The following is a 19,649-nucleotide window of genomic DNA, read 5'->3' on the forward strand; positions in this document are numbered from 1 at the left end:
CCGCGATGCGGAAGTGTCCTTCCGAAATCCTTGTGGTCGCTCTCACCGAGTGCTAGCGTCGCGGATGCCAAAGGCGGGCCCGGGCCGTGCGGACGCCGACGTCGACGTCGGCACGGTGGTCGACTCCGATCGATCCGACACCGGCAGCTATCAACCAGGCGGCATGAAGGACAACTCGCCTGCAGCGGCCCGCCGAGCTCCCGGTCTCCCGTACCGGACCCGGTGAGGTGCCGACGGACCCGTGGTGTGCCCGGGGGTCGCTGCCCGAACCCGTGGAGACTCACCATGGACCGCAATGCCGTGATCAACACCCAGCCAGCACGCACGGCCGTTCCCGTGGACGCAGCACACCTCGAGAAGGCCGTCACCCTCGCCGTGGACAGCGTCGCGAACGCGGGCGGCCCCTTCGGTGCCGTCGTCGTCACCCGTGACGGCCGCGTCGTCGAGGGCAACAACCGCGTGACCCAGGACAACGACCCCACCGCGCACGCCGAGGTCACCGCCATCCGGCGGGCCTGCGCCGAGCTCGGCACGTTCGACCTGTCGGGGGCCGTGCTCTACTCGAGCTGCGAGCCGTGCCCGATGTGCCTCGCCTCCGCCCTGTGGGCGCGCGTGGACGCCGTCTACTTCGCCGCCGACCGCCACGACGCGGCCGCCGCGGGGTTCGACGACGCCGTGTTCTACGACTTCTTCGCCGCTCGCCTGGGAGACCACCCCGGGGCCGGCGACGGGGACGGCGTCATGACCGTGCGCCACGAGCGCACCGCCAGCGCCGTCGCGCCCTTCGACGCGTGGCGTGTCCTCGACACCCGCATCGACTACTGACGCGCGCGGGCCGGAAAGGACACAACGACGTGACCATCCTGGGAACCCGGCGGGACACCGCCGAGAACGACAAGACGCCCTCCGCCGCCGCCCGCCGCGGCGTGCTGGAGCGGCTGTTCAAGATCACCGAGCGAGGCTCCACCACGGGACGTGAGATCCGTGGCGGGCTGGTGACCTTCTTCGCGATGGCGTACATCGTCATCCTCAACCCCCTCATCCTCGGCGGCACCAGCGCCGAGAACGCGCCGACCGACGTCGCGGGCGGCTGGCTCGCGACGGCCCAGGTCGGCGCCGTCACCGGCCTCGCCGCGGGCGTGCTGACCATCCTGTTCGGCCTCGTCGCGAACCTGCCGTTCGCGCTCGCGGCCGGGCTGGGGATCAACTCGTTCCTCGCCGTGGCCGTCGTCGGCGACGTGACGTGGCCCGAGGCGATGGGCCTCGTGCTCATCAACGGCGTGCTCATCGTGCTGCTCGCCGCGACCGGTGCGCGGTCGGCGATCTTCAACGCCGTCCCGCGCCAGCTCAAGGCCGCCATCACCGTGGGCATCGGGCTGTTCATCGCCTTCATCGGCTTCGTCGACGCCGGCTTCGTCACCCCCACCGAGGGCGGCCCGCCGGTGCAGCTCGGCGACGGGGGGTCGATCACGACCGTCCCGACGATGATCTTCGTCTTCGGCCTGCTCCTCATGGGCATCCTCGTGGCTCGCAAGGTCAAGGGCGGCCTGCTCATCGGGCTGGTCGCCACGACGATCGTCGCGATCGTCGTCGAGGCCGTGGTCAAGCTCGGGCCGGCGAGCGCCGACAACCCGGGCGGCTGGAGCCTGTCGGTGCCCGCGCTGCCCGACACCCTGGTCTCGGTTCCGGACCTGTCCCTGCTGGGACAGTTCAGCTTCGGCGCCTTCGACCGCATCGGGGCGCTCGCGGCCACGATGCTCGTGTTCACGCTGTTCTTCACGAACTTCTTCGACGCGATGGGCACGATGACGGGCCTCGCCAAGCAGGGCGGTCTGGCCGACGCCGACGGGAACTTCCCGCGCATCAAGTCGGCGCTCGTGGTCGAGGGCGTGGGCGCGGTCGTGGGCGGCGCGACGTCGTCGTCGTCGAACACGGTGTTCGTGGACTCGGCGGCGGGCGTCGGCGAGGGGGCGCGCACCGGCCTGGCGTCGGTCGTGACCGGCGCGCTGTTCCTGGCCGCCATGTTCCTCACGCCGCTCACCGCCGTCGTGCCGATCGAGGTCGCCAGCGGCGCCCTCGTCGTGGTCGGCGCGATGATGATGCGAGAGATCAAGGAGATCGACCTGGGCGACTTCTCCGTCGCCCTGCCGGTGTTCCTCACGGTCGTGACCATGCCGCTGACGTACTCCATCGCCAACGGCATCGGGATCGGCTTCGTCACGTGGGTGCTGCTGCGGTTCGCCTGCGGCCGGGCGCGCGAGGTGCACCCGCTGCTGTGGGTGGTCGCCGCGGGCTTCCTCGTGTACTTCGTGCGCGGCCCGCTCTCGGCGGCGCTCGGCGCCTGACGTCGTCGGTCGGGCCTGCCGCGACCCGGCAGGCCCGACCGTCGGGGAGGGACCTTCGATGCTCACCCTTGCTGACCAGCTCGCCGCGTGGCTCGAGCCCGGCGCGCCGCCGTTCGCCGTCGCGACGGTGGTCGGCGCGTCGGGCTCCGTGCCCCGGCCCGTCGGCACCGCGATGGCGGTGCGCGCCGACGGCGCCGTGATCGGCAGCCTCTCCGGCGGCTGCGTGGAGGCCGCCGTGCACGCGGCCGCCCTCGACGCGATCACCGTCGGCGCGTGCCACCGCGAGACCTTCGGCTACTCCGACGACGACGCGTTCGCCGTCGGGCTCACCTGCGGGGGATCGCTCGAGGTGCACGTGCAGCCCGTGCGCCCCGGCGACCCGGACGACCCCGCCGCGGCCGCGCTCGCGCGCCTCGTCGCCGACGACGGCGGCGCGCCCGCCGCGCTCGTGCGCCGCCTCGACGTCGCGCGGCCCACCGCCGTCCTCCTCGGCGACCTGTCAGCGCCACGCGGGGGTATGGCCCGTTCTGGCTCTGACAACCCGTTGCACGGCCTGGTCGACGACGGCGCCCTGCCGGCGGTGTCCGCGCAGGTCGCGGCGGTGCTGCGGGCGGGCGGCGCTGCCACGGTGCACGCGGCCCCCGGTGTGCGCGACGGCGCGTGCGAGCCCGAGGAGCCCGCGGCGCTGCTCGTGGAGACCCGGCTGGCGCCGCCGCGGTTCGTCGTCGTCGGCGCCAACGACTTCGCCGGCGCGCTGGTGCGCGCCGTGCACCTGCTCGGGTACCACGTGACCCTCGTGGACGCCCGCGAGGTGTTCGCCGCGCCGCGCCGGTTCCCGCAGGCCGACGAGGTGGTCGTCGACTGGCCCGACCGCTACCTCGCCGCCGAGGCCGCGGCCGGCCGGCTCGACCCGCGCACCGCCGTCGCCGTCCTCACCCACGACGTGAAGTTCGACGTCCCGACCCTGCGGCTCACCCTCGGCCTGCCGCTGGCATACGTCGGCGCGATGGGCTCGCGGCGCGCCCACGCACAGCGCCTCCAGGCCCTGCACGACGAGGGCGTCACCACCGACCAGCTGGCGCGCCTGCGCTCGCCGATCGGCCTCGACCTCGGGGCGGTGACGCCGGAGGAGGTCGCCGTGTCCGTGGTGGCCGAGCTCCTCGCCGTCCGCTACGGCCGCGACGCGGCCGTCCCCCTGAGCCGCACCGACGGGCCGCTGCATGCGACCTCTCGCCCGTCCTCCAGCACCACCCGAAGCAAGGAGCACTCCCGGTGGACATGAACACCGTCACCGACCTGGTCCCTACCTCCGACCCCGCCGACTGGCGCGAGGGCGACGCGTGGCTGGCCGGCGGCACCGTCCTGTTCTCGTACGGCAGCCAGACGTTGCGCCGCCTGCTGGACGTCACGACCGCCGGCTGGCCCGCGCTCACCGTGACCGACGACGGCCTCGAGATCGCCGCGACCTGCACCGTCGCCGAGCTGTACGCGTTCCCGGAGGGCGCGGCGTCGACCCCGGTGCGCGACGAGTGGCGTGCGCTGGACCTCGTGCGCCCGTGCTGCGACGCGTTCGTCGCGTCGTTCAAGATCTGGAACACCTCGACCGTCGGCGGCAACGTCGCGACGTCGCTGCCCGCGGGCCCGATGACGTCGCTGACGGCGGCGCTCGACGGCGTCGCCGAGGTGTGGGGTCCCGGCGGTGGACGGCGCACGCAGCCCGTGGCCGAGCTCGTGACGGGCGAGATGCGCAACACCCTCGCCCCCGGCGAGCTGCTCCGCGCGATCCGCGTCCCCGCCGCCGCGCTACGGGCCCGGACCGCGTTCCGCCGGCTGTCGCTGTCGAACCTCGGCCGCTCCGGCGTGCTGCTGATCGGGCGCCTCGACGCGCCCGACGACGGCGGCGCACTGGTGATCACGGTGACCGCGTCGACCCGTCGGCCGGTCCAGCTGCGCTTCGCCGCCGGCGCGCACCCGGACGCGGCCGGCCTGGAGGCGGCGATCGACGCCGCGATCCCGGACGACCTGTACCACGACGACATCCACGGCCTGCCCGCGTGGCGCCGCGACATGACCTACCGGCTCGCGGAGGAGATCCGCACCGAGCTCACCACCGAGCTGTTCGACAGCACCACCGACGGAGGCCGGCGATGACCGACGCGACCACCCACCCCACGACCGCGGCCCCTGCGCACTCCGCGACATCGCCCGCCCTCACGTCCGCCCTGCGCGTCGACGGCCGCGACGTCGACGCCGTCCCGCGGGCGGGGCAGTGCCTGCGCACGTTCCTGCGCGAGCAGGGCTCCCTCGGGGTGAAGAAGGGCTGCGACGGCGGGGACTGCGGCGCGTGCACCGTGCACGTGGACGGCGTGCCCGTGCACAGCTGCGTGTACCCCGCGCGGCGCGCGGCCGGGCGCGACGTCACGACGATCGGGGGACTCGCCGCGACGGCCGAGGAACCGACGGCCGACGGGCTGCACCCCGTGCAGCAGCGCTTCCACGACGCGCAGGGCTTCCAGTGCGGCTTCTGCACCGCCGGCATGATCATGACCGCCGCCACGTTCGACGACGAGCAGCGCGCCAACCTGCCCCGCAACCTCAAGGGCAACCTGTGCCGCTGCACCGGGTACCGAGCGATCGAGGACGCGGTGCGGGGGACCGAGAACGCCGAGACGATCGGCGGCTGCGGCACCGCGTTCGGCACCTCGGAACCGGCTCCGGCGAGCCGGGGCGTGGTCACCGGGCAGGTGCGGTACACGCTCGACGTCGACCCCGACGCCTATCCCGGGCTGCTGCACCTCAAGCTGGCGCGCTCGCCCCACGCCCACGCGCGGATCACCGCGATCGACGCCTCCGCCGCGCTCGCGGTGCCCGGGGTGGAGGCCGTGCTCACCCACGAGGACGCGCCCACGGCCCGATTCAGCACCGCCCAGCACGAGCTGTGGACGGACGACCCGGACGACACGCGCATCCTCGACGACGTGGTCCGGTTCGTCGGGCAGCGCGTGGCCGCTGTTGTCGCCGACTCGGTCGCGGCGGCAGAGGAGGGCGTGCGCCGGCTGCGCGTCACCTACGAGGTGCTGCCCGCCGTCGTCGACCCCGAGCAGGCGATGGCGCCCGGTGCGCCGCTCGTGCACCCTGGCCTCGACGCCGCGGCCGCGCGGGTCGCGCGGCCGGAGGCGAACGTCGTCGCCGAGCTGCACAGCGAGCTCGGCAACGTCGAGGCAGGGCTCGCGGAGGCCGACGTCGTGCACGAGGCCACCTACCGCACGCAGCGCGTGCAGAACGCGGCCCTGGAGACGCACGCGGCGATCGCGTCGTTCGACGACGACGGCCGGCTGGTGGTGCGGTCGTCGACCCAGGTGCCGTTCCTCGCCCGCCGCCATCTGGCGCGGGTGCTGGACCTGCCGATGGACCGCGTGCGCGTGGTGTGCGAGCGCGTGGGCGGCGGGTTCGGCGGCAAGCAGGAGGTGCTCGTCGAGGACGTCGCCGGGCTCGCCGCCCTCAGGCTCGGCCGTCCGGTCCAGCTGGAGCTCACGCGCACCGACACGTTCGTCGGCACGACGACGCGGCACCCGTTCCGCATCCGGGTCCGGGCAGGCGCCCGGCGCGACGGCACGCTCACCGCGCTGCACCTGGACGTGCTGAGCAACACCGGCGCGTACGGCAACCACGGGCCGGGCGTGATGTTCCACGGCTGCGGCGAGTCGATCGCCGTCTACACCTGCGCGAACAAGAAGGTCGACGCGCACGCCGTCTACACCCACACCCTGCCGTCCGGGGCGTTCCGCGGGTACGGGCTGAGCCAGATGATTTTCGCCGTCGAGTCCGCGATCGACGAGCTGGCCCGGCAGCTCGGCATGGACCCCCTCGAGGTGCGGCGCCGCAACGTGGTCCGTCCGGGGGTGCCGATGCTGTCCACCGGGCCGGAGCCGGAGGAGGACGTGCTGTACGGCAGCTACGGCCTCGACCAGTGCATCGAGCTCGCCGACGACGCGCTGGCTCGCGGGCGGGCCCGCGACGTCGCGGAGTACGGCGCCGACCCCGCGGACCCGTCGCGCCCGTGGCTCGGGGAGGAGTGGGGCGTCGGCGAGGGCACGGCCGTGTCGATGATCGACACGGTCCCGCCGCGCGGGCACGTGTCGCACGCCCGCGCCCGGCTGCGCCCGGACGGGGTGGTGGAGGCCGAGGTCGGCACCGCCGAGTTCGGCAACGGCACCACGACCGTGCACGCGCAGCTCGTCGCCTCGGCCCTCGGGCAGCGGGCGGCCGACGTCGTGGTGCGGCAGTCCGACACCGACCTCGTCGAGCACGACACCGGTGCCTTCGGGTCCACCGGCACCGTCGTCGCCGGCAAGGCGTCGCTCGCGGCCGCGACGGAGCTGGCGGAGCGCGTGCGCGTGGTCGCGTCGTCGCTCACGGGCACCCCGTCGGCGGAGTGCCGGCTGGTGCCCGGCGGGGTCGAGTACGAGACCGGCGCGGTGGTGCCGCTGGCCGAGGTGGCGCGGCACGCGCGCACCGCGGGCGTGCGGCTCGAGGCCGAGGGCCGGTGGGGCGGCACGCCGCGGTCGGTCGCGTTCAACGTGCACGGCTTCCGCGTGGCCGTGCACCGCGGCACCGGCGAGATCCGCATCCTGCAGAGCGTGCAGGCCGCCGACGCGGGAGAGGTCGTCAACCCGCGCCAGTGCCGCGGCCAGATCGAGGGCGGCATCGCGCAGGCCCTCGGCGCCGCACTGTACGAGGACGTCGTGATCGACGACTCCGGCCGCGTGGTGACCGACATCTTCCGCCAGTACCACCTGCCCACCTTCGCGGACGTGCCCCGCAGCGAGGTCTACTTCGCGCAGACCTCCGACTCGACCGGGCCGATGGGCGCGAAGTCGATGAGCGAGAGCCCGTTCAACCCTGTCGCCCCCGCGCTCGCCAACGCGCTGCGCGCCGCCACCGGCGTCCGGTTCACCGAGCTCCCGCTCGCGCGGGACAAGGTCTACCTGGGCATGAAGGCCGCCGCCGCGACGTCCTGACCGAAGGTTGTGGGTGGGCTTCTGGCCCTGTTTCAGGCGGAAACAGGGCCAAACGCCCACCCACAACGATCAGGCCAGCAGGTCGAGGTCGGCCTCGGTGTCGAGGTCGCGGCCGTCGCCGGGATGGGTGACGACGTCGATCAGGTCGGCGTGCGCGCGCAGGAACGCGCGCGCGCCGGCGTCGCCCTCGGCGCTCGCGGCGGCCGGGCCGGCGAGCGCGGCGTCCAGCACGAGCGGGTGGGACCAGCGGGGCGTGCCCTCCTCGGGCGCGGGGGCGCCGGCCCACCGGGACGCGGTCACGCGGCCGGGCCGGTGCGCCGCGAGGAGGCGGGCGACGTCGTCGGGCGTGACGCCCGGCTGGTCGACATGCGCGACGACGAGGCGCGCGACGGGGCCGTCGAGGGGCTCCAGCGCCGCCGCGACGCCCGCCTGCAGCGACGAGGCCATGCCGGTGGCCCAGCGGTCGTTGACGACGACGCGGGCGGCAGGTTCGGCGAGGCGGTCGGCGGCGGCCGCCACCCGCGCGGCGTCGGCGCCGAGCACGACGACGACGTCGTCGCAGCCGCCACCGAGAAGGACGCGGGCGACGTGCTCCACGAGGGGCCGGCCACGGTGGGGGAGCAGGGCCTTGGGCCCCCGGCCGAGACGCGTGCCCGCACCCGCCGCGAGCAGGACGGCGACGCTGCGGCCGCCCAGGAGCGGGTGCGCGGGTTCGGTCACGACGCGTCGTGGCGCGCGTCGTAGCGCTGCTGCGCTGCGCTGACCTCGTCGACGGCGCCCTCGAGCACGTCGATGAGCCCGACGAGCCGGTCGGCCACCTTCCGTCCGAGGTCGGTCAGCGAGTACTCGACGTGCGGGGGGATGGTGGTGCGCACCTCGCGCGCGACCATGCCGTCGCGCTCGAGGGCCTGCAGCGTCTGCGCGAGCATCTTCTCGCTGACCCCGTCGATCCGGCGGCGGAGGGCGTTGAACCGCACCGCTCCGTCGCGCAGACCCGCGACGGTGAGCACGCCCCAGCGGCCGGTGACGGCCTCGAGCGCCTGGCGCGAGGTGCAGTCGCGCGCGAAGACGTCGGCGATCATCGCGTCGGTCGGGCCGGGGCCCGCCTCGGCCCGGTCGACTGCAGTGGGGGAGTCAGGGGTCACCCATCCAGGATAGGCCGCGAACCCACGGTGTGCACTGTGAGGAGCACCGCACGTGCTGACGGTTGGCACTTTCTAAAAGTTAGTGCATGCTGGGAGTGCGGCCGCGAGCCGCGCACCCCCGATCGTCCGTGAAGTGGAGCATCGCCATGACCATCGCCGTCACCGGAACCAGCGGCCACCTGGGTCGCCTCGTCGTCGAGTCCCTCCTGGCCCGGGGCGCCGCGCCCTCGGACGTGGTCGCGCTCGCCCGCTCGACGGCGAAGGTCGCCGACCTCGCCGACCGCGGCGTCGTCGTCCGCGAGGCCGACTACGACCGCCCCGAGACCCTCGTGCCGGCGCTGGACGGCGTCGAGGTGCTGGTGTTCGTCTCGGGTTCCGAGGTCGGCCGCCGGGTGCCGCAGCACCGCGCGATGATCGAGGCGGCCCAGGGGGCCGGCGTCGGACGCGTCGTGTACACGAGCGCCCCGCACGCCGACACGTCCCCGCTGATCCTCGCCCCCGAGCACAAGGCGACCGAGGAGATGCTCGCCGCGTCCGGCCTGTCCACCACCGTCCTCCGCAACGGCTGGTACACGGAGCTCTACGTGGGCGACGTGCAGCAGGCGCGCGAGACGGGCGAGGTCGCGCGGAGCGCGGGCGAGGGGCGTACCGCCTCCGCGAGCCGCGCGGACTACGCCGAGGCCGCGGCCGTCGTCGCCCTCGACGCGCGTCGCGACGGCGCCCACGACGGCGCGGTGTACGAGCTGTCCGGCGACGTGGCGTGGACCTTCGACGACCTTGCCGCCGCCGCGGCCGAGATCGTCGGCCGACCCGTGACGTACCGGCGCCTGACCGCGGACGAGCACCGTGCGGCGCTGGTCGCCGCCGGGCTGGACGAGGACACCGCCGCGTTCGTCGTCGCGCTCGACGGCGACGCGCGCGCCGGGCTGCTCAGCGAGACCTCGGGCGACCTCGCCCGCCTCATCGGCCGCCCCACGACGCCGCTCGCCGACGGCCTGCGCCGCGCGTTGGACGCGTCGTGACCCCGCTGGCGGGCGACCGTCTCGCCGACGACACGCGCATGGACGCGGTCACGCTCCACGTGCGCGACCTCGACCTCATGACCCGGTACTACCGCGACGCGCTCACGCTCACGGAGCTCGCCGTGCCGGACGGCCTCGAGCTGCCGGCCGGCGCGCGCCGCGAGGAGACCACCGTGCTGGGCCGCGGGACGACGCCGCTCGTCGTGCTGCACCGGTCGCCGGACCTGCCCGCGCCCGGCCGCGGCGAGGCGGGCCTGTTCCACACGGCCGTGCTTTTCGACGACGAGCCCGGGCTGGCGCACGCGCTCGCGTCCGTCGCGACCACCGCGCCCAGCACGTTCATCGGCAGCGCGGACCACCTCGTGTCGCAGGCGTTCTACTTCACCGACCCGGAGGGCAACGGCGTCGAGCTGTACGCCGACCGGCCGCGCGAGGAGTGGTCGTGGGACGGCGCGCACGTGCGCATGGACACGCTGTACCTGGACCCGAACGCGTTCCTCGGCGACCACCTCACCGACGCCGCGCGGGACGCCCTCGCCACCGCCGACCCGGAGGCCCGCGCCACGGCCACCCGCGCGGCCGGCGCGGGCGCCGTCGTCGGGCACGTGCACCTGCAGGTGGGCGACGTGCCCGCCGCCCGCCGCTTCTACGTCGACACCCTCGGCTTCGCCGAGACGGCGAGCGTGCCCGGCGCGCTCTTCGTCTCCGCGGGCGGGTACCACCACCACATGGCGATGAACACGTGGAACAGCCGGGGAGCGGGCCCGCGCGCGTCGACGCTCGGCCTCGGCACCGTGGCCATCACGGTGCCCGGCGCCGACGACGTCGGTGCGCTGCGCGAGCGCCTGTCCCGGGCCGGCGTGGCGGTGCGCGACGACGGCGCGGCCCTGCGCTTCGAGGACCCGTGGCGCAACGCCGTGGAGGTCCGCGCGGCCTGACGGTCTCGGCGGCGTGGACCGGATCGCTTCCCGGGGCGAACATTTCCTACACTCGCGCGGTGCGTCGTGTGCTGAGTGGCTGGTTGGACCTGTTCGTCGTCACGCTCGTCCTCGTGATGGTCCTGGGCCTGGTGGTCCCCGTTCCCCCGGCGGCGCAGCAGGTCGTGGACGTCGCGGCGGACGTCGCGGTCACCGTCCTCTTCCTCGTCTACGGCATGCGGCTGTCCACCCGCGAGGTGTGGGCGGGGCTGCGCAACTGGCGGCTGCAGGGCGGCATCCTCGCGGCCACGTACGTCGTGTTCCCGGTGCTGGGGCTCGTGGTCGCGTGGGCGGTCACGCCGCTCGTCGGGGCGCCGCTGGCCGCCGGGATCCTCTACCTGTCGCTGCTGCCGTCCACCGTGCAGTCGTCGGTGGCCTTCACGTCCGTGGCCCGCGGCAACGTCGCGGGCGCCATCTGCGGGGCCACCGTGTCCAACGTGCTGGGCATGGTCGTGACACCGCTGCTCGTGCTGTGGCTGATGACCGACGCTGACGGCTCGGGCGGTGCGGCCGCCGGGCACGGGCTGGACGGCCTGCAGACCGTGCTGCTGCAGCTGCTGCTCCCGTTCGTCGTGGGCCAGCTGCTGCAGCCGTGGGTGGGCGGCTGGATCCGGGCCCGCCGCTGGCTCACCCTCGGGGTGGACCGCGGCACCATCCTGATCGTCGTGTTCTCCGCGGTCGCGGCCGCCAGCTCCGCGGGCGTCTGGGCCGGCATCTCCGGCTGGGCGATCGTGGCGCTGCTGGCCGTGAGCGCGGTCATGCTCGCCGTGATGCTCGGTGTCACCTGGTGGGGCGGCGCCGCGCTGCGGCTGCCCCTCGAGGACCGTGTCGCGCTCCTCATGTGCGGGTCCAAGAAGTCCCTCGCCACCGGCCTGCCCATGGCGAGCGTGCTCTTCCCCGTCGCCGCCGCCGGCGTCGTCGCCGTGCCCGTGATCATCTTCCACCAGCTCCAGCTCGTGGTCTGCGCGGTCCTCGCGCGGCGCCTGGCGCTGCGCGACCACGAGGCCGGACGAGCCGCTGCGAGCACGCCGACTGCCGCCTAGCGTCGGCCGCATGGCGAAGGACGACGACGGCGAGCGGTGGTCGCAGGACGTCACCGAGCACTCCGACGCCCTGGATCTCGAGAACGAGGTCTTCACCTGGGACGACCCTGCGCGCATCGCCGCGTCGCTGAAACGCTCGGCCGAGGCCAGCGAGCGGCGCAAGGGCACGCCGTACCAGTCGGCGATGTCGATGCTGACCTTCTACCTCAACCGGGCCGGCACGAACCTCCCTGCCGCGCAGCGGGACGTCCTCGAGCGGGCCAAGGACGAGCTGCGCCGGGCCTTCGGCCGCGACTGACCTCGACCGACCTCGACCGACCTCGCCCCCCCGACGGGCTGGACGCCGCCCCTAGACTGGCTCGAACGCACGGGACGACGACGTCGGGAGGTCGCGGTGAGACGCTCGGCCACCTCCGAGGCGCGCGGGGACGGGACCCGCGCGGCAGGCGTGCGTCGTGACCCGCGCTCGGTGCGCGCGGCCTACGAGCGCTTCCTCGGCACGGGCGAGCTGCCCGGCGGCATCGACCCGGTGGTCGCCGACTCCTGGCGCCGGTCGGTGCGCAGCGGCGTCGACCCGGACACCCCGCACCCGCAGGTCGCGCTCGCCGACGACGACCTGGCCGCGTACCGCGGCGCCCACCCCCTCGCCGCGGTGATGCCCGTGGTGCGGGAGCTGGTGGTCGACGGTGCGGCCGACGACGGGCTCGTCGTGGCCGTGTCGGACGAGGTCGGCCGGCTGCTGTGGGTCGAGGGCAACCCGCGGCTGCGCGGCGTCGTGGACCGGGTGGGCTTCGTCGAGGGCGCCGTGTGGCGCGAGGAGAGCGTCGGCACCAACGCACCCGGGACGGCCCTCGCGACCCGGCGCGCCGTCCAGGTCATCGGCGCCGAGCACTTCTCCCGCCCCGTGCAGGAGCTGAGCTGCGCCGCCGCCCCCGTCCGTGACCCCGCCACCGGGCGGGTGCTCGGGGTCCTCGACGTGACGGGCCGGCGGGCCGCGGCGACGCACGTCGTGCTGTCGCTGGTGCGCGCCACCGTCGCCACCGTGGAGCGCGAGCTCGCGACCCGCGCGGCGGCGGTCCCGGTGGCACCGGGGGGCCCGGGCGTCCCTGCGCCCGTCGACCTGCGCGTGCTCGGGCGCCCCGTGCTGGGCGGCCGGTCCGGGGAGCGGCCGCTCTCCCTGCGGCACGCGGAGATCCTGCTGCTCCTCGCGGAGCACCCGCGCGGCCTCGGTACCGACGAGCTCGCCGTGCTGCTGCACCCCGGCGAGCTGTCCGACGTCACCGTCCGGGCCGAGGTGTCCCGGCTGCGGCACGTCGCCGGCCCGCTCCTCGCCGGATCACGCCCCTACCGCCTCGCGCGGCCGCTGCGCACCGACGCCGACGACGTCCGCGCGGCCCTCGCCCTCGGCGACGTGCGCGGTGCCGTCGCCGCGTACGCACCCCTGCTGCCGAGGTCCGTCGCCCCCGGCGTCGAGCGGCTGCGCGCCGAGCTCTCGGCGGAGGTCCGCGCGGCCGTCCTCGCCTCCGGCGACCCCGACGCCCTCGACGCCTGGGTGCGCGGAGTCGACGGCGCGGACGACCACGCCGCATGGTCCCGGCTGCTCGCCGTCGCGCCCGCGGGGAGCCCGCAGGCCGTGCGCGCCCGCGCCCGGATGACGCTCCTCGACGCGCACCTGTCCTGACTGCAACGGGACTGCAACCCTCGCCGTCCTACGGTCGGCGCATCGCGGCGCGACGAGGCGCCGCACGTGCGAGGAGGCAGCATGACCGTCTACGCAGCCCCCGGCCAGCCCGGGGCGATCGCCGAGTACCGCGCGCGGTACGACCACTGGATCGGCGGGGAGTACGTGCCGCCGTCGAGCGGCCAGTACTTCGAGAACCCCAGCCCCGTCACGGGCCAGACCTTCACCGAGGTGGCGCGAGGCAACGCCGACGACATCGAGCGGGCGCTCGACGCCGCCCACGGCGCGGCGCCGGCCTGGGGGCGCACGTCCGTCACCGAGCGGGCGAACATCCTCAACAAGATCGCCGACCGCATGGAGGCCAACCTCGAGAAGATCGCGGTGGCCGAGACGTGGGAGAACGGCAAGCCCGTCCGCGAGACCCTCGCCGCCGACATCCCGCTCGCCATCGACCACTTCCGGTACTTCGCCGGCGCCATCCGCGCCCAGGAGGGGTCGATCTCCGAGATCGACGAGGACACCGTCGCCTACCACTTCCACGAGCCGCTGGGCGTCGTCGGGCAGATCATCCCGTGGAACTTCCCGATCCTCATGGCCACGTGGAAGCTGGCCCCGGCGCTCGCGGCGGGCAACGCCGTCGTGCTCAAGCCGGCCGAGCAGACGCCCGCGTCGATCCTGTTCCTCATGGACATCATCGGCGACCTGCTGCCGGCGGGCGTCGTCAACGTCGTCAACGGCTTCGGCGTCGAGGCGGGCAAGCCGCTCGCGTCGAGCTCGCGGATCCGCAAGATCGCCTTCACGGGCGAGACGACGACGGGCCGCCTGATCATGCAGTACGCGTCGCAGAACATCATCCCGGTGACGCTCGAGCTGGGCGGCAAGAGCCCGAACATCTTCTTCTCGGACGTCGCGTCGGCGAAGGACGACTACTACGACAAGGCGCTCGAGGGGTTCACGATGTTCGCCCTCAACCAGGGGGAGGTGTGCACCTGCCCGTCGCGCGCGCTCATCCAGTCCGACATCTACGACCAGTTCCTCGGCGACGCGCTGGAGCGCACGAAGGCGGTGAAGCAGGGCAACCCCCTGGACACCGACACGATGATCGGCGCGCAGGCGAGCAACGACCAGCTCGAGAAGATCCTGTCCTACATCGACATCGGCAAGGCGGAGGGTGCGACCGTGCTCACGGGCGGCCACCGCGCCGAGCTCGACGGCGACCTGGCGGGCGGCTACTACGTGACGCCCACGGTGTTCGAGGGCAAGAACTCCATGCGGATCTTCCAGGAGGAGATCTTCGGGCCGGTCGTCTCGGTGACCGACTTCGCGGACTTCGACGACGCGATGAAGATCGCCAACGACACCCTCTACGGCCTCGGCGCGGGCGTCTGGTCCCGGCAGGGCGAGACGGCGTACCGGGCGGGGCGCACCATCGAGGCCGGGCGCGTCTGGACGAACTGCTACCACGCGTACCCGGCGGCCGCCGCGTTCGGCGGCTACAAGGGCTCGGGCGTCGGGCGCGAGAACCACAAGATGATGCTCGACCACTACCAGCAGACCAAGAACCTGCTGGTCAGCTACTCGGGCCAGAAGCTCGGGTTCTTCTAGGAGGCGCGACGCGCCATGACTGACGACACGATCTCCCGTGTCGCCGTGACCGACGCCGCGGCCGGGCTCCTCGCCCGGCTGCGGCGTCAGCACGGCGAGCTGATGTTCCACCAGTCCGGCGGCTGCTGCGACGGGTCCAGCCCGATGTGCTACCCCGACGGCGACTTCCTGCTGGGCGACGCGGACGTGCACCTCGGCGACCTCGTCGTCGTCGACGGCCCCGCGGACGAGGCCGGCGCGACCGGCGAGCCGTTCACCGTGCCGGTCTGGATGAGCCGCGCCCAGTTCGAGTACTGGAGCCACACGCACCTGACGATCGACGTCGTGCCCGGGCGCGGGTCCGGCTTCAGCGTGGAGGCCCCCGAGGGGGTGCGCTTCCTCATCCGGTCGCGCCTGCTCACCGACGAGGAGGCGACGGCGCTGGCCGGGCGTGCGTGACCCGGCCGCGGCCACAGGTCAGAGCGCGGCGAAGCGGCCCACTGCGACGAAGACCGCGAGCGCGAGCAGGACGACGTTCATCGGCACGCTCTTGCCCTCGCCGAGGCGCACGTGCAGGGGGATGGCGCCGACCTGCGTGATCGCGAGCCCGACGGCGGCGACCGGGGTCAGCACGGGCGCGACGCCCGTGGCCCAGGGCAGGATCACGCCGATCGCGCCCAGCACCTCGAGCCAGGCGAGGACGCGGACGGCGGTGACCCGCTCGTCGGTGATCCAGCGCATCTGCTCCTGCAGCGCGGGGATCGGCCGCAGGGCCTTGCCGAGGCCGGCCATGAGGAACATGGCGGCGAGCAGGCCGGAGGCGATCCAGAGGGCGATGTCCATGCGAGTCCTTCGAGAGACGCGGGCGGTGACGACCCGTCTGGTCGGTCACTCTTTGTGCCTTGGAGCATGATGAGTAATCATGGGCGGGCGTACAAAAGGCACACCCGTGTGCCCCAGGCACACCGGAGGGAGCGCACGATGACGACGACGGCGCAGGGCCGGCCGGTGCTGAGCGGCTCCTGCCACGCCGACGCGACCACCAGCGAGGTGCGTGCGGTGCTGGACCGCGTGGGCGACAAGTGGAGCACCCTGGTGCTCGGCACGCTGGCGTCGGGCCCGCGGCGGTTCACCGAGCTGCTGCACGGGATCGACGGCATCTCGCAGCGGATGCTCACCCTGACGCTGCGCCAGCTGGAGCGCGACGGCCTGGTGAGCCGCACGGTGCACGCCGTCGTGCCGCCGCGCGTCGACTACGCGCTCACCGACCTCGGGCAGACGCTGCTGCCGCCCGTCATCGCGCTGGTCGAGTGGGCGTTCGCGCACACGGACGCGATCCGTGGGCACCGCGAGCGGTACGACGAGGCGCGGGCCGGGGCCTGACCGGCCGCGCCGGCCCGGCCGTCACCAGCCGGCGAAGCGGCCCACCGCGACGAACGCGGCGGCGAGCAGCAGGAGCACGTTGACCCACAGCTGGCCGAGCTCCCGGCGGCGCACGTGCACCGAGATCGCGAGCGCCTGCAGCACCACCAGGCAGGTCGCGGCGACCGGCGTGAGCCACGGCAGCGTGCCGGTGGCCTGCGGCAGGATCAGCCCGACCGCGCCGGCGATCTCCGCGAGGCCGATGAGCCGCACCACCACGCCGGGGAAGTCGTCGACCCAGCCCATCGCCGAGCGCAGCCGGTCGCGGCTGCGCGTGAGCTTCACGACACCCACGGCCAGGTAGAGCAGGGCCAGCAGCCCGGCGGCGACCCACAGTCCGACGTTCATCCGTGCCTCCTCGCGGCAGCAGCTCGAGGGCGGGCGGCGGCGATGCCCGGGGGGCGGAGCGGCGACGCCGTCGTGCCTGTCCGTGGTGCTGTCCGGAACCTAGCGTGCGGACGGCGCGACGGGAACGACCGCGCCCGTGGTGTCGGAGGGTCGGCGCCCGATATGTTCTCCCGGTGACCCGAGAGACCCTGCCCTCCCTGTCGGCGCTGCCCGCGTGGCTCGTGCCGTCCGTCTACCTCCACTGGTCGGCCGACTGGCTCGCGGAGTCGGTCGCGATCGCGACCCGCTCGTCGGAGCACCGGCTGCCGGGCGGGCCGGACGGGCCGCAGCGCGGCGACGTGGTCGTCACGGTCCTCGGCGACGCGGGCGTCGTCGCGTCGGTGGAGCTGATGGGCGCCACCGACGGCGAGAGCTGGGTGAGCGACGACCTGTTCGGCCCCGACCGGCCCATCGTCTGGGCCGACCTGTTCGACGGCGCGGACACCTACACGGGGTCGTCGGGCTGGCTGCCGCCGGACCACGCGCGCTTGGTGCTCGACGGCGTCGCGGAGCAGTTCCGCGGCGGCCCCGTGCACACGCTCGACCCGGGCGACTGCGGCGCCGGCGCCACCGCCCCCGACGTGCACGCGCTGCGGATCCTGGGCCACCGCGCCGTGACGGGCTGGTCGATGCGCCGCGAGGAGCGCTGCGCCACCTGCGAGCGGTTCGTCGACGTGCACCGGATGCAGGCGCACGACGACGGTGCCGTCCGCCTCGGCACGACGACCGCCGGCGGGCGCACGCTCGAGCAGCTGGTGCGCGACGTGCACCTGCTGTGCGAGCAGTGCCACGACCTCATGCACGCGCACACGGTGTCCTCGCAGCGCGCGCGGATGCGCCCGCAGTGCCCCGGGTGCGGCGCACGCGGCCGGACCAAGCGCATCGTGTGGGGCATGACGTTCCAGGACGACGTCATGAACGCCGAGCCGGACGTCGTCTACGGCGGCTTCGAGGTGCCAGTGCCGACGCCGGAGTGGTACTGCACCGACTGTCACGCGAACTTCGCGAGCAGCGTCATCGCGTCCCGCGCGCTCACCCCGGCGGACCAGGGCGGCGCGAACGCGCTGCCCGCCACGGGGTCGCTGTCCGTGGTCCCCGACCTGCCGGACGACCAGCCCGCCGCCTGACGGCGGTGCAGCCCCCCGGCGGGCGCGGCCGGACCTCGGGTCAGGCTGCGGCCGCCGGTGCTGCGCGGCGCCGCCGGCGGACCAGGCCGTGCTCCGCGGGCGGCACGTAGGGCGCGAGCAGCAGCGGCATGCCGGCCTCGAGCGGCGTGCGGTCGGCCTTGCGCCCGTTGCAGCGCTCGCACGCCGCGACGAGGTTGAGCCACGACGAGTCGCCGCCGCGCGAGCGCGGGATCACGTGGTCGACCGTCTCGGCCGGCCCGCCGCAGTACGCGCACGCGCCGTCGCGTCGCTTCACGCCGTCCTTCGTCACCGCCGGGCGGCCTGCGCCGCGGTAGCGCCACCGCATCGCGACGTACCGCACCAGCCGCAGCACGCGCGGCATCGGGTAGGGGCCGAACCGGTGCCCCTCGACGGCCTCCTCGACCACCGCGACCTCGCGCACCAGCATCGTGATGGCGTGCTTGACCGACACACGGTGCAGGGGCTCGTACCCCGCGTTGAGCACCAGGACGTCGGCCACGGTCCGCTCCTTCCATCTGGTCAGCCCAGCGGTCCGGTAGCGTGTGTGAATCCGGTCACAGCATGCCGCCGAGGCGAAAATATGCCGCCGAGGCGTGGAAGTCCAGGGCAAACGGCGGCCGGTCGGACGGTGACGGAGGATCCGATGAGGCTCAGCGTCAACATCTTCGCCTCGCTCGACGGCGTGGTGCAGGGGCCGGGCGGGCCCGAGGAGGACACCCGAGGCGGCTTCGCCCAGGGCGGCTGGTTCGTCCCCTTCACCTCGGACCCGGCGTTCGGGGAGGTCGTGGACGGCTGGTTCGCCGAGGTCGACGCGTTCCTGCTCGGCCGCACCACCTACGACATGTTCTGGGCGTCGTGGGCGCAGGTCACCGACCCGGACGACGCGCTCGCCGCCCGCATCGACGCCGGCCCGCGGTACGTCGTCTCCTCGACCCTGCGCGACCCCGAGTGGGCAGGGACCACCGTCATCGACCCCGCGGACCTCGCCGCCGAGGTGCAGGCGCTCAAGGACGGCCCCGACGGCGAGCTGCAGATGCACGGCAGCGCCCGCCTCGCCAGCACCCTGCACGACCTCGGGCTCGTCGACGTGTGGCGCCTCGTCCTCGCCCCCGTCGTCGTCGGCTCCGGCGCGCGACTGTTCGACACCGGCGCCACGCCGTCCGGGTTCGCCGTCACGCGGTCGCGGCTCGGAGAGTCCGGGCTGGTGTTCCTCGAGCTCGAGCCCCGGCCCCTGCGGCACGGCACCGCGGACGTCGTGGACGGCAGCCAGTCCGTCAGCGTGGACGACTGACGTCACGCGTCGTCGAGCGCCAGCGGCCGCACCTGCCCGCCCGCGGCGACGAAGAACCCCCGGAGCCGCACGCCCCGCAGGTCGGCCTCGGCGCGCAGGTCGCGGTTCCAGGCGCGGTCGTCGTCGGTGCGGGTCGCGTCGCCCGGGCGTTCCAGGACGACGACTGCGCAGCCGCCGGGCGCCTCGTCCTCGACGACGCTCCGCAGCAGGGCGCCCAGCCCGGCGAGGGCGTCGCCGTCGGGTCGGGCAGGCGGGTCGTCGATCGGCAGCGCGAGGCCGAGGAGGCGGTCGTCGGCGTCGAGCCACGTGACGGTGAGCGCGCGCCGTCGCGGGAAGGCGCCTCCGGCGAGGAAGCGGGCGAGCTCCAGGAGCGCGGCGTCGTCGGCGACCTGGTCGCCCGGGCGGAACGGGGTGGTGGTGTCCATGCGTCGTCACCCTGCCGTACCGGCGCCTCCGCCCGCGGACGTTATCCACAGGTCCCCGACCCCCGGGTGCCGAACAGGGGGGTTTGGGCGTTCTTGCCGCCCCAGGGACGGTCCAACCCCCCTTTCGGTGGGGTCTTCTACCCCACAAAAAGGCCACC

Annotated in this window: 21 protein-coding genes; 15 read left to right on the plus strand and 6 right to left on the minus strand. The window is 74.4% G+C overall.

Features of this window, described 5'->3' with window-relative positions:
- The first annotated feature begins 285 nt into the window (after positions 1-285).
- The 5 genes from ACWF41_RS11205 to ACWF41_RS11225 are packed head-to-tail and all read left to right on the plus strand — an operon-like array spanning position 286 to position 7,366.
- Complete coding sequence (locus tag ACWF41_RS11205; protein ID WP_380319990.1) at positions 286-825, plus strand: nucleoside deaminase; 540 nt, start codon at positions 286-288, stop codon at positions 823-825.
- Between the two features lie 29 nt (positions 826-854).
- Positions 855-2,345 carry an NCS2 family permease gene (locus tag ACWF41_RS11210; protein WP_380319993.1) on the plus strand — a complete coding sequence of 497 codons (1,491 nt, stop codon included), beginning with the start codon at positions 855-857 and terminating at the stop codon, positions 2,343-2,345.
- Positions 2,346-2,403: 58 nt separating this feature from the next.
- Positions 2,404-3,627 (plus strand): XdhC family protein, encoded by a 1,224-nt coding sequence (locus tag ACWF41_RS11215; RefSeq protein ID WP_380322699.1) that lies wholly within the window; start codon positions 2,404-2,406, stop codon positions 3,625-3,627.
- Positions 3,618-4,496 carry an FAD binding domain-containing protein gene (locus ACWF41_RS11220; protein WP_380322696.1) on the plus strand — a complete coding sequence of 293 codons (879 nt, stop codon included), beginning with the start codon at positions 3,618-3,620 and terminating at the stop codon, positions 4,494-4,496. The genes ACWF41_RS11215 and ACWF41_RS11220 overlap by 10 nt, the downstream gene beginning before the upstream one ends.
- On the plus strand, positions 4,493-7,366 hold the full coding sequence (locus tag ACWF41_RS11225) for a molybdopterin-dependent oxidoreductase (protein ID WP_380322693.1): 2,874 nt from the start codon (positions 4,493-4,495) through the stop codon (positions 7,364-7,366). The genes ACWF41_RS11220 and ACWF41_RS11225 overlap by 4 nt, the downstream gene beginning before the upstream one ends.
- 69 nt (positions 7,367-7,435) lie before the next feature.
- On the opposite strand, the gene ACWF41_RS11230 is transcribed toward ACWF41_RS11225, so the two are convergent.
- Both ACWF41_RS11230 and ACWF41_RS11235 read right to left on the minus strand, forming a co-directional pair.
- Positions 7,436-8,086 (minus strand): nucleotidyltransferase family protein, encoded by a 651-nt coding sequence (locus ACWF41_RS11230; RefSeq protein ID WP_380322690.1) that lies wholly within the window; start codon positions 8,084-8,086, stop codon positions 7,436-7,438.
- Complete coding sequence (locus tag ACWF41_RS11235; protein ID WP_380322687.1) at positions 8,083-8,511, minus strand: winged helix-turn-helix transcriptional regulator; 429 nt, start codon at positions 8,509-8,511, stop codon at positions 8,083-8,085. The genes ACWF41_RS11230 and ACWF41_RS11235 overlap by 4 nt, the downstream gene beginning before the upstream one ends.
- Before the next feature lie 146 nt (positions 8,512-8,657).
- Between ACWF41_RS11235 and ACWF41_RS11240 the strand changes: the two genes are divergently transcribed.
- The 7 genes from ACWF41_RS11240 to ACWF41_RS11270 all read left to right on the plus strand — a co-directional run bounded on the left by ACWF41_RS11240 (position 8,658) and on the right by ACWF41_RS11270 (position 15,277).
- Positions 8,658-9,533: an SDR family oxidoreductase gene (locus tag ACWF41_RS11240; protein WP_380322684.1), complete on the plus strand. Its 876-nt coding sequence runs from the start codon at positions 8,658-8,660 to the stop codon at positions 9,531-9,533.
- Entirely contained in the window at positions 9,530-10,471 is a 942-nt protein-coding gene (locus ACWF41_RS11245; RefSeq protein ID WP_380322681.1) for a VOC family protein, read from the plus strand. The genes ACWF41_RS11240 and ACWF41_RS11245 overlap by 4 nt, the downstream gene beginning before the upstream one ends.
- A gap of 59 nt (positions 10,472-10,530) precedes the next feature.
- Positions 10,531-11,553, plus strand: coding sequence for a bile acid:sodium symporter family protein (locus ACWF41_RS11250; protein WP_380322678.1), 1,023 nt, complete (start codon positions 10,531-10,533; stop codon positions 11,551-11,553).
- A 10-nt stretch (positions 11,554-11,563) separates the two neighbouring features.
- On the plus strand, positions 11,564-11,851 hold the full coding sequence (locus tag ACWF41_RS11255; RefSeq protein WP_380322675.1) for a DUF3175 domain-containing protein: 288 nt from the start codon (positions 11,564-11,566) through the stop codon (positions 11,849-11,851).
- Between the two features lie 96 nt (positions 11,852-11,947).
- Positions 11,948-13,234 (plus strand): GAF domain-containing protein, encoded by a 1,287-nt coding sequence (locus tag ACWF41_RS11260; RefSeq protein WP_380322672.1) that lies wholly within the window; start codon positions 11,948-11,950, stop codon positions 13,232-13,234.
- An 81-nt stretch (positions 13,235-13,315) separates the two neighbouring features.
- Positions 13,316-14,839, plus strand: coding sequence for an acetaldehyde dehydrogenase ExaC (gene exaC, locus ACWF41_RS11265; RefSeq protein ID WP_380322669.1), 1,524 nt, complete (start codon positions 13,316-13,318; stop codon positions 14,837-14,839).
- 15 nt (positions 14,840-14,854) lie between these two features.
- Positions 14,855-15,277, plus strand: coding sequence for a DUF779 domain-containing protein (locus ACWF41_RS11270; RefSeq protein ID WP_380322667.1), 423 nt, complete (start codon positions 14,855-14,857; stop codon positions 15,275-15,277).
- Positions 15,278-15,295: 18 nt separating this feature from the next.
- Here ACWF41_RS11270 and ACWF41_RS11275 read toward each other — a convergent pair whose 3' ends face one another.
- The gene (locus ACWF41_RS11275; protein ID WP_380322664.1) at positions 15,296-15,661 is read right to left on the minus strand and encodes a DoxX family protein; all 366 of its coding nucleotides are present in this window, start codon (positions 15,659-15,661) and stop codon (positions 15,296-15,298) included.
- Between the two features lie 138 nt (positions 15,662-15,799).
- Here ACWF41_RS11275 and ACWF41_RS11280 point away from each other — a divergent pair, with 138 nt between their 5' ends.
- A complete protein-coding gene (locus ACWF41_RS11280; RefSeq protein ID WP_380322661.1) occupies positions 15,800-16,201 on the plus strand; it encodes a winged helix-turn-helix transcriptional regulator in 402 nt (133 codons plus the stop codon).
- 21 nt (positions 16,202-16,222) lie between these two features.
- Here ACWF41_RS11280 and ACWF41_RS11285 read toward each other — a convergent pair whose 3' ends face one another.
- Entirely contained in the window at positions 16,223-16,588 is a 366-nt protein-coding gene (locus ACWF41_RS11285) for a DoxX family protein (RefSeq protein ID WP_380322658.1), read from the minus strand.
- A gap of 173 nt (positions 16,589-16,761) precedes the next feature.
- On the opposite strand from ACWF41_RS11285, the gene ACWF41_RS11290 reads away from it, so the two are divergent.
- Positions 16,762-17,754, plus strand: a complete 993-nt coding sequence (locus tag ACWF41_RS11290) for a hypothetical protein (protein WP_380322655.1) — start codon at positions 16,762-16,764, stop codon at positions 17,752-17,754.
- Positions 17,755-17,794: 40 nt separating this feature from the next.
- Here the strand turns inward: ACWF41_RS11290 and ACWF41_RS11295 are convergent, their stop codons facing one another.
- Positions 17,795-18,274, minus strand: a complete 480-nt coding sequence (locus tag ACWF41_RS11295) for an HNH endonuclease (RefSeq protein WP_380322652.1) — start codon at positions 18,272-18,274, stop codon at positions 17,795-17,797.
- 144 nt (positions 18,275-18,418) lie between these two features.
- Between ACWF41_RS11295 and ACWF41_RS11300 the strand changes: the two genes are divergently transcribed.
- Entirely contained in the window at positions 18,419-19,066 is a 648-nt protein-coding gene (locus ACWF41_RS11300) for a dihydrofolate reductase family protein (protein WP_380322649.1), read from the plus strand.
- 2 nt (positions 19,067-19,068) lie between these two features.
- Here the strand turns inward: ACWF41_RS11300 and ACWF41_RS11305 are convergent, their stop codons facing one another.
- The gene (locus ACWF41_RS11305) at positions 19,069-19,491 is read right to left on the minus strand and encodes a hypothetical protein (protein ID WP_380322646.1); all 423 of its coding nucleotides are present in this window, start codon (positions 19,489-19,491) and stop codon (positions 19,069-19,071) included.
- Positions 19,492-19,649: the final 158 nt, after the last annotated feature.

Source organism: Isoptericola sp. NPDC055063, from assembly GCF_053608125.1.

Excerpts from the sequence above, each read along its gene's own strand:
- ACWF41_RS11205 (WP_380319990.1), top strand. The coding sequence starts at position 286 with ATGGACCGCAATGCCGTGATCAACACCCAGCCAGCACGCACGGCCGTT.
- ACWF41_RS11215 (WP_380322699.1), top strand. The coding sequence starts at position 2,404 with ATGCTCACCCTTGCTGACCAGCTCGCCGCGTGGCTCGAGCCCGGCGCG.
- ACWF41_RS11225 (WP_380322693.1), top strand. The coding sequence starts at position 4,493 with ATGACCGACGCGACCACCCACCCCACGACCGCGGCCCCTGCGCACTCC.
- ACWF41_RS11240 (WP_380322684.1), top strand. The coding sequence starts at position 8,658 with ATGACCATCGCCGTCACCGGAACCAGCGGCCACCTGGGTCGCCTCGTC.
- ACWF41_RS11255 (WP_380322675.1), top strand. The coding sequence starts at position 11,564 with ATGGCGAAGGACGACGACGGCGAGCGGTGGTCGCAGGACGTCACCGAG.
- exaC (WP_380322669.1), top strand. The coding sequence starts at position 13,316 with ATGACCGTCTACGCAGCCCCCGGCCAGCCCGGGGCGATCGCCGAGTAC.
- ACWF41_RS11270 (WP_380322667.1), top strand. The coding sequence starts at position 14,855 with ATGACTGACGACACGATCTCCCGTGTCGCCGTGACCGACGCCGCGGCC.
- ACWF41_RS11275 (WP_380322664.1), bottom strand. The coding sequence starts at position 15,661 with ATGGACATCGCCCTCTGGATCGCCTCCGGCCTGCTCGCCGCCATGTTC.
- ACWF41_RS11280 (WP_380322661.1), top strand. The coding sequence starts at position 15,800 with ATGACGACGACGGCGCAGGGCCGGCCGGTGCTGAGCGGCTCCTGCCAC.
- ACWF41_RS11285 (WP_380322658.1), bottom strand. The coding sequence starts at position 16,588 with ATGAACGTCGGACTGTGGGTCGCCGCCGGGCTGCTGGCCCTGCTCTAC.
- ACWF41_RS11300 (WP_380322649.1), top strand. The coding sequence starts at position 18,419 with ATGAGGCTCAGCGTCAACATCTTCGCCTCGCTCGACGGCGTGGTGCAG.
- ACWF41_RS11305 (WP_380322646.1), bottom strand. The coding sequence starts at position 19,491 with ATGGACACCACCACCCCGTTCCGCCCGGGCGACCAGGTCGCCGACGAC.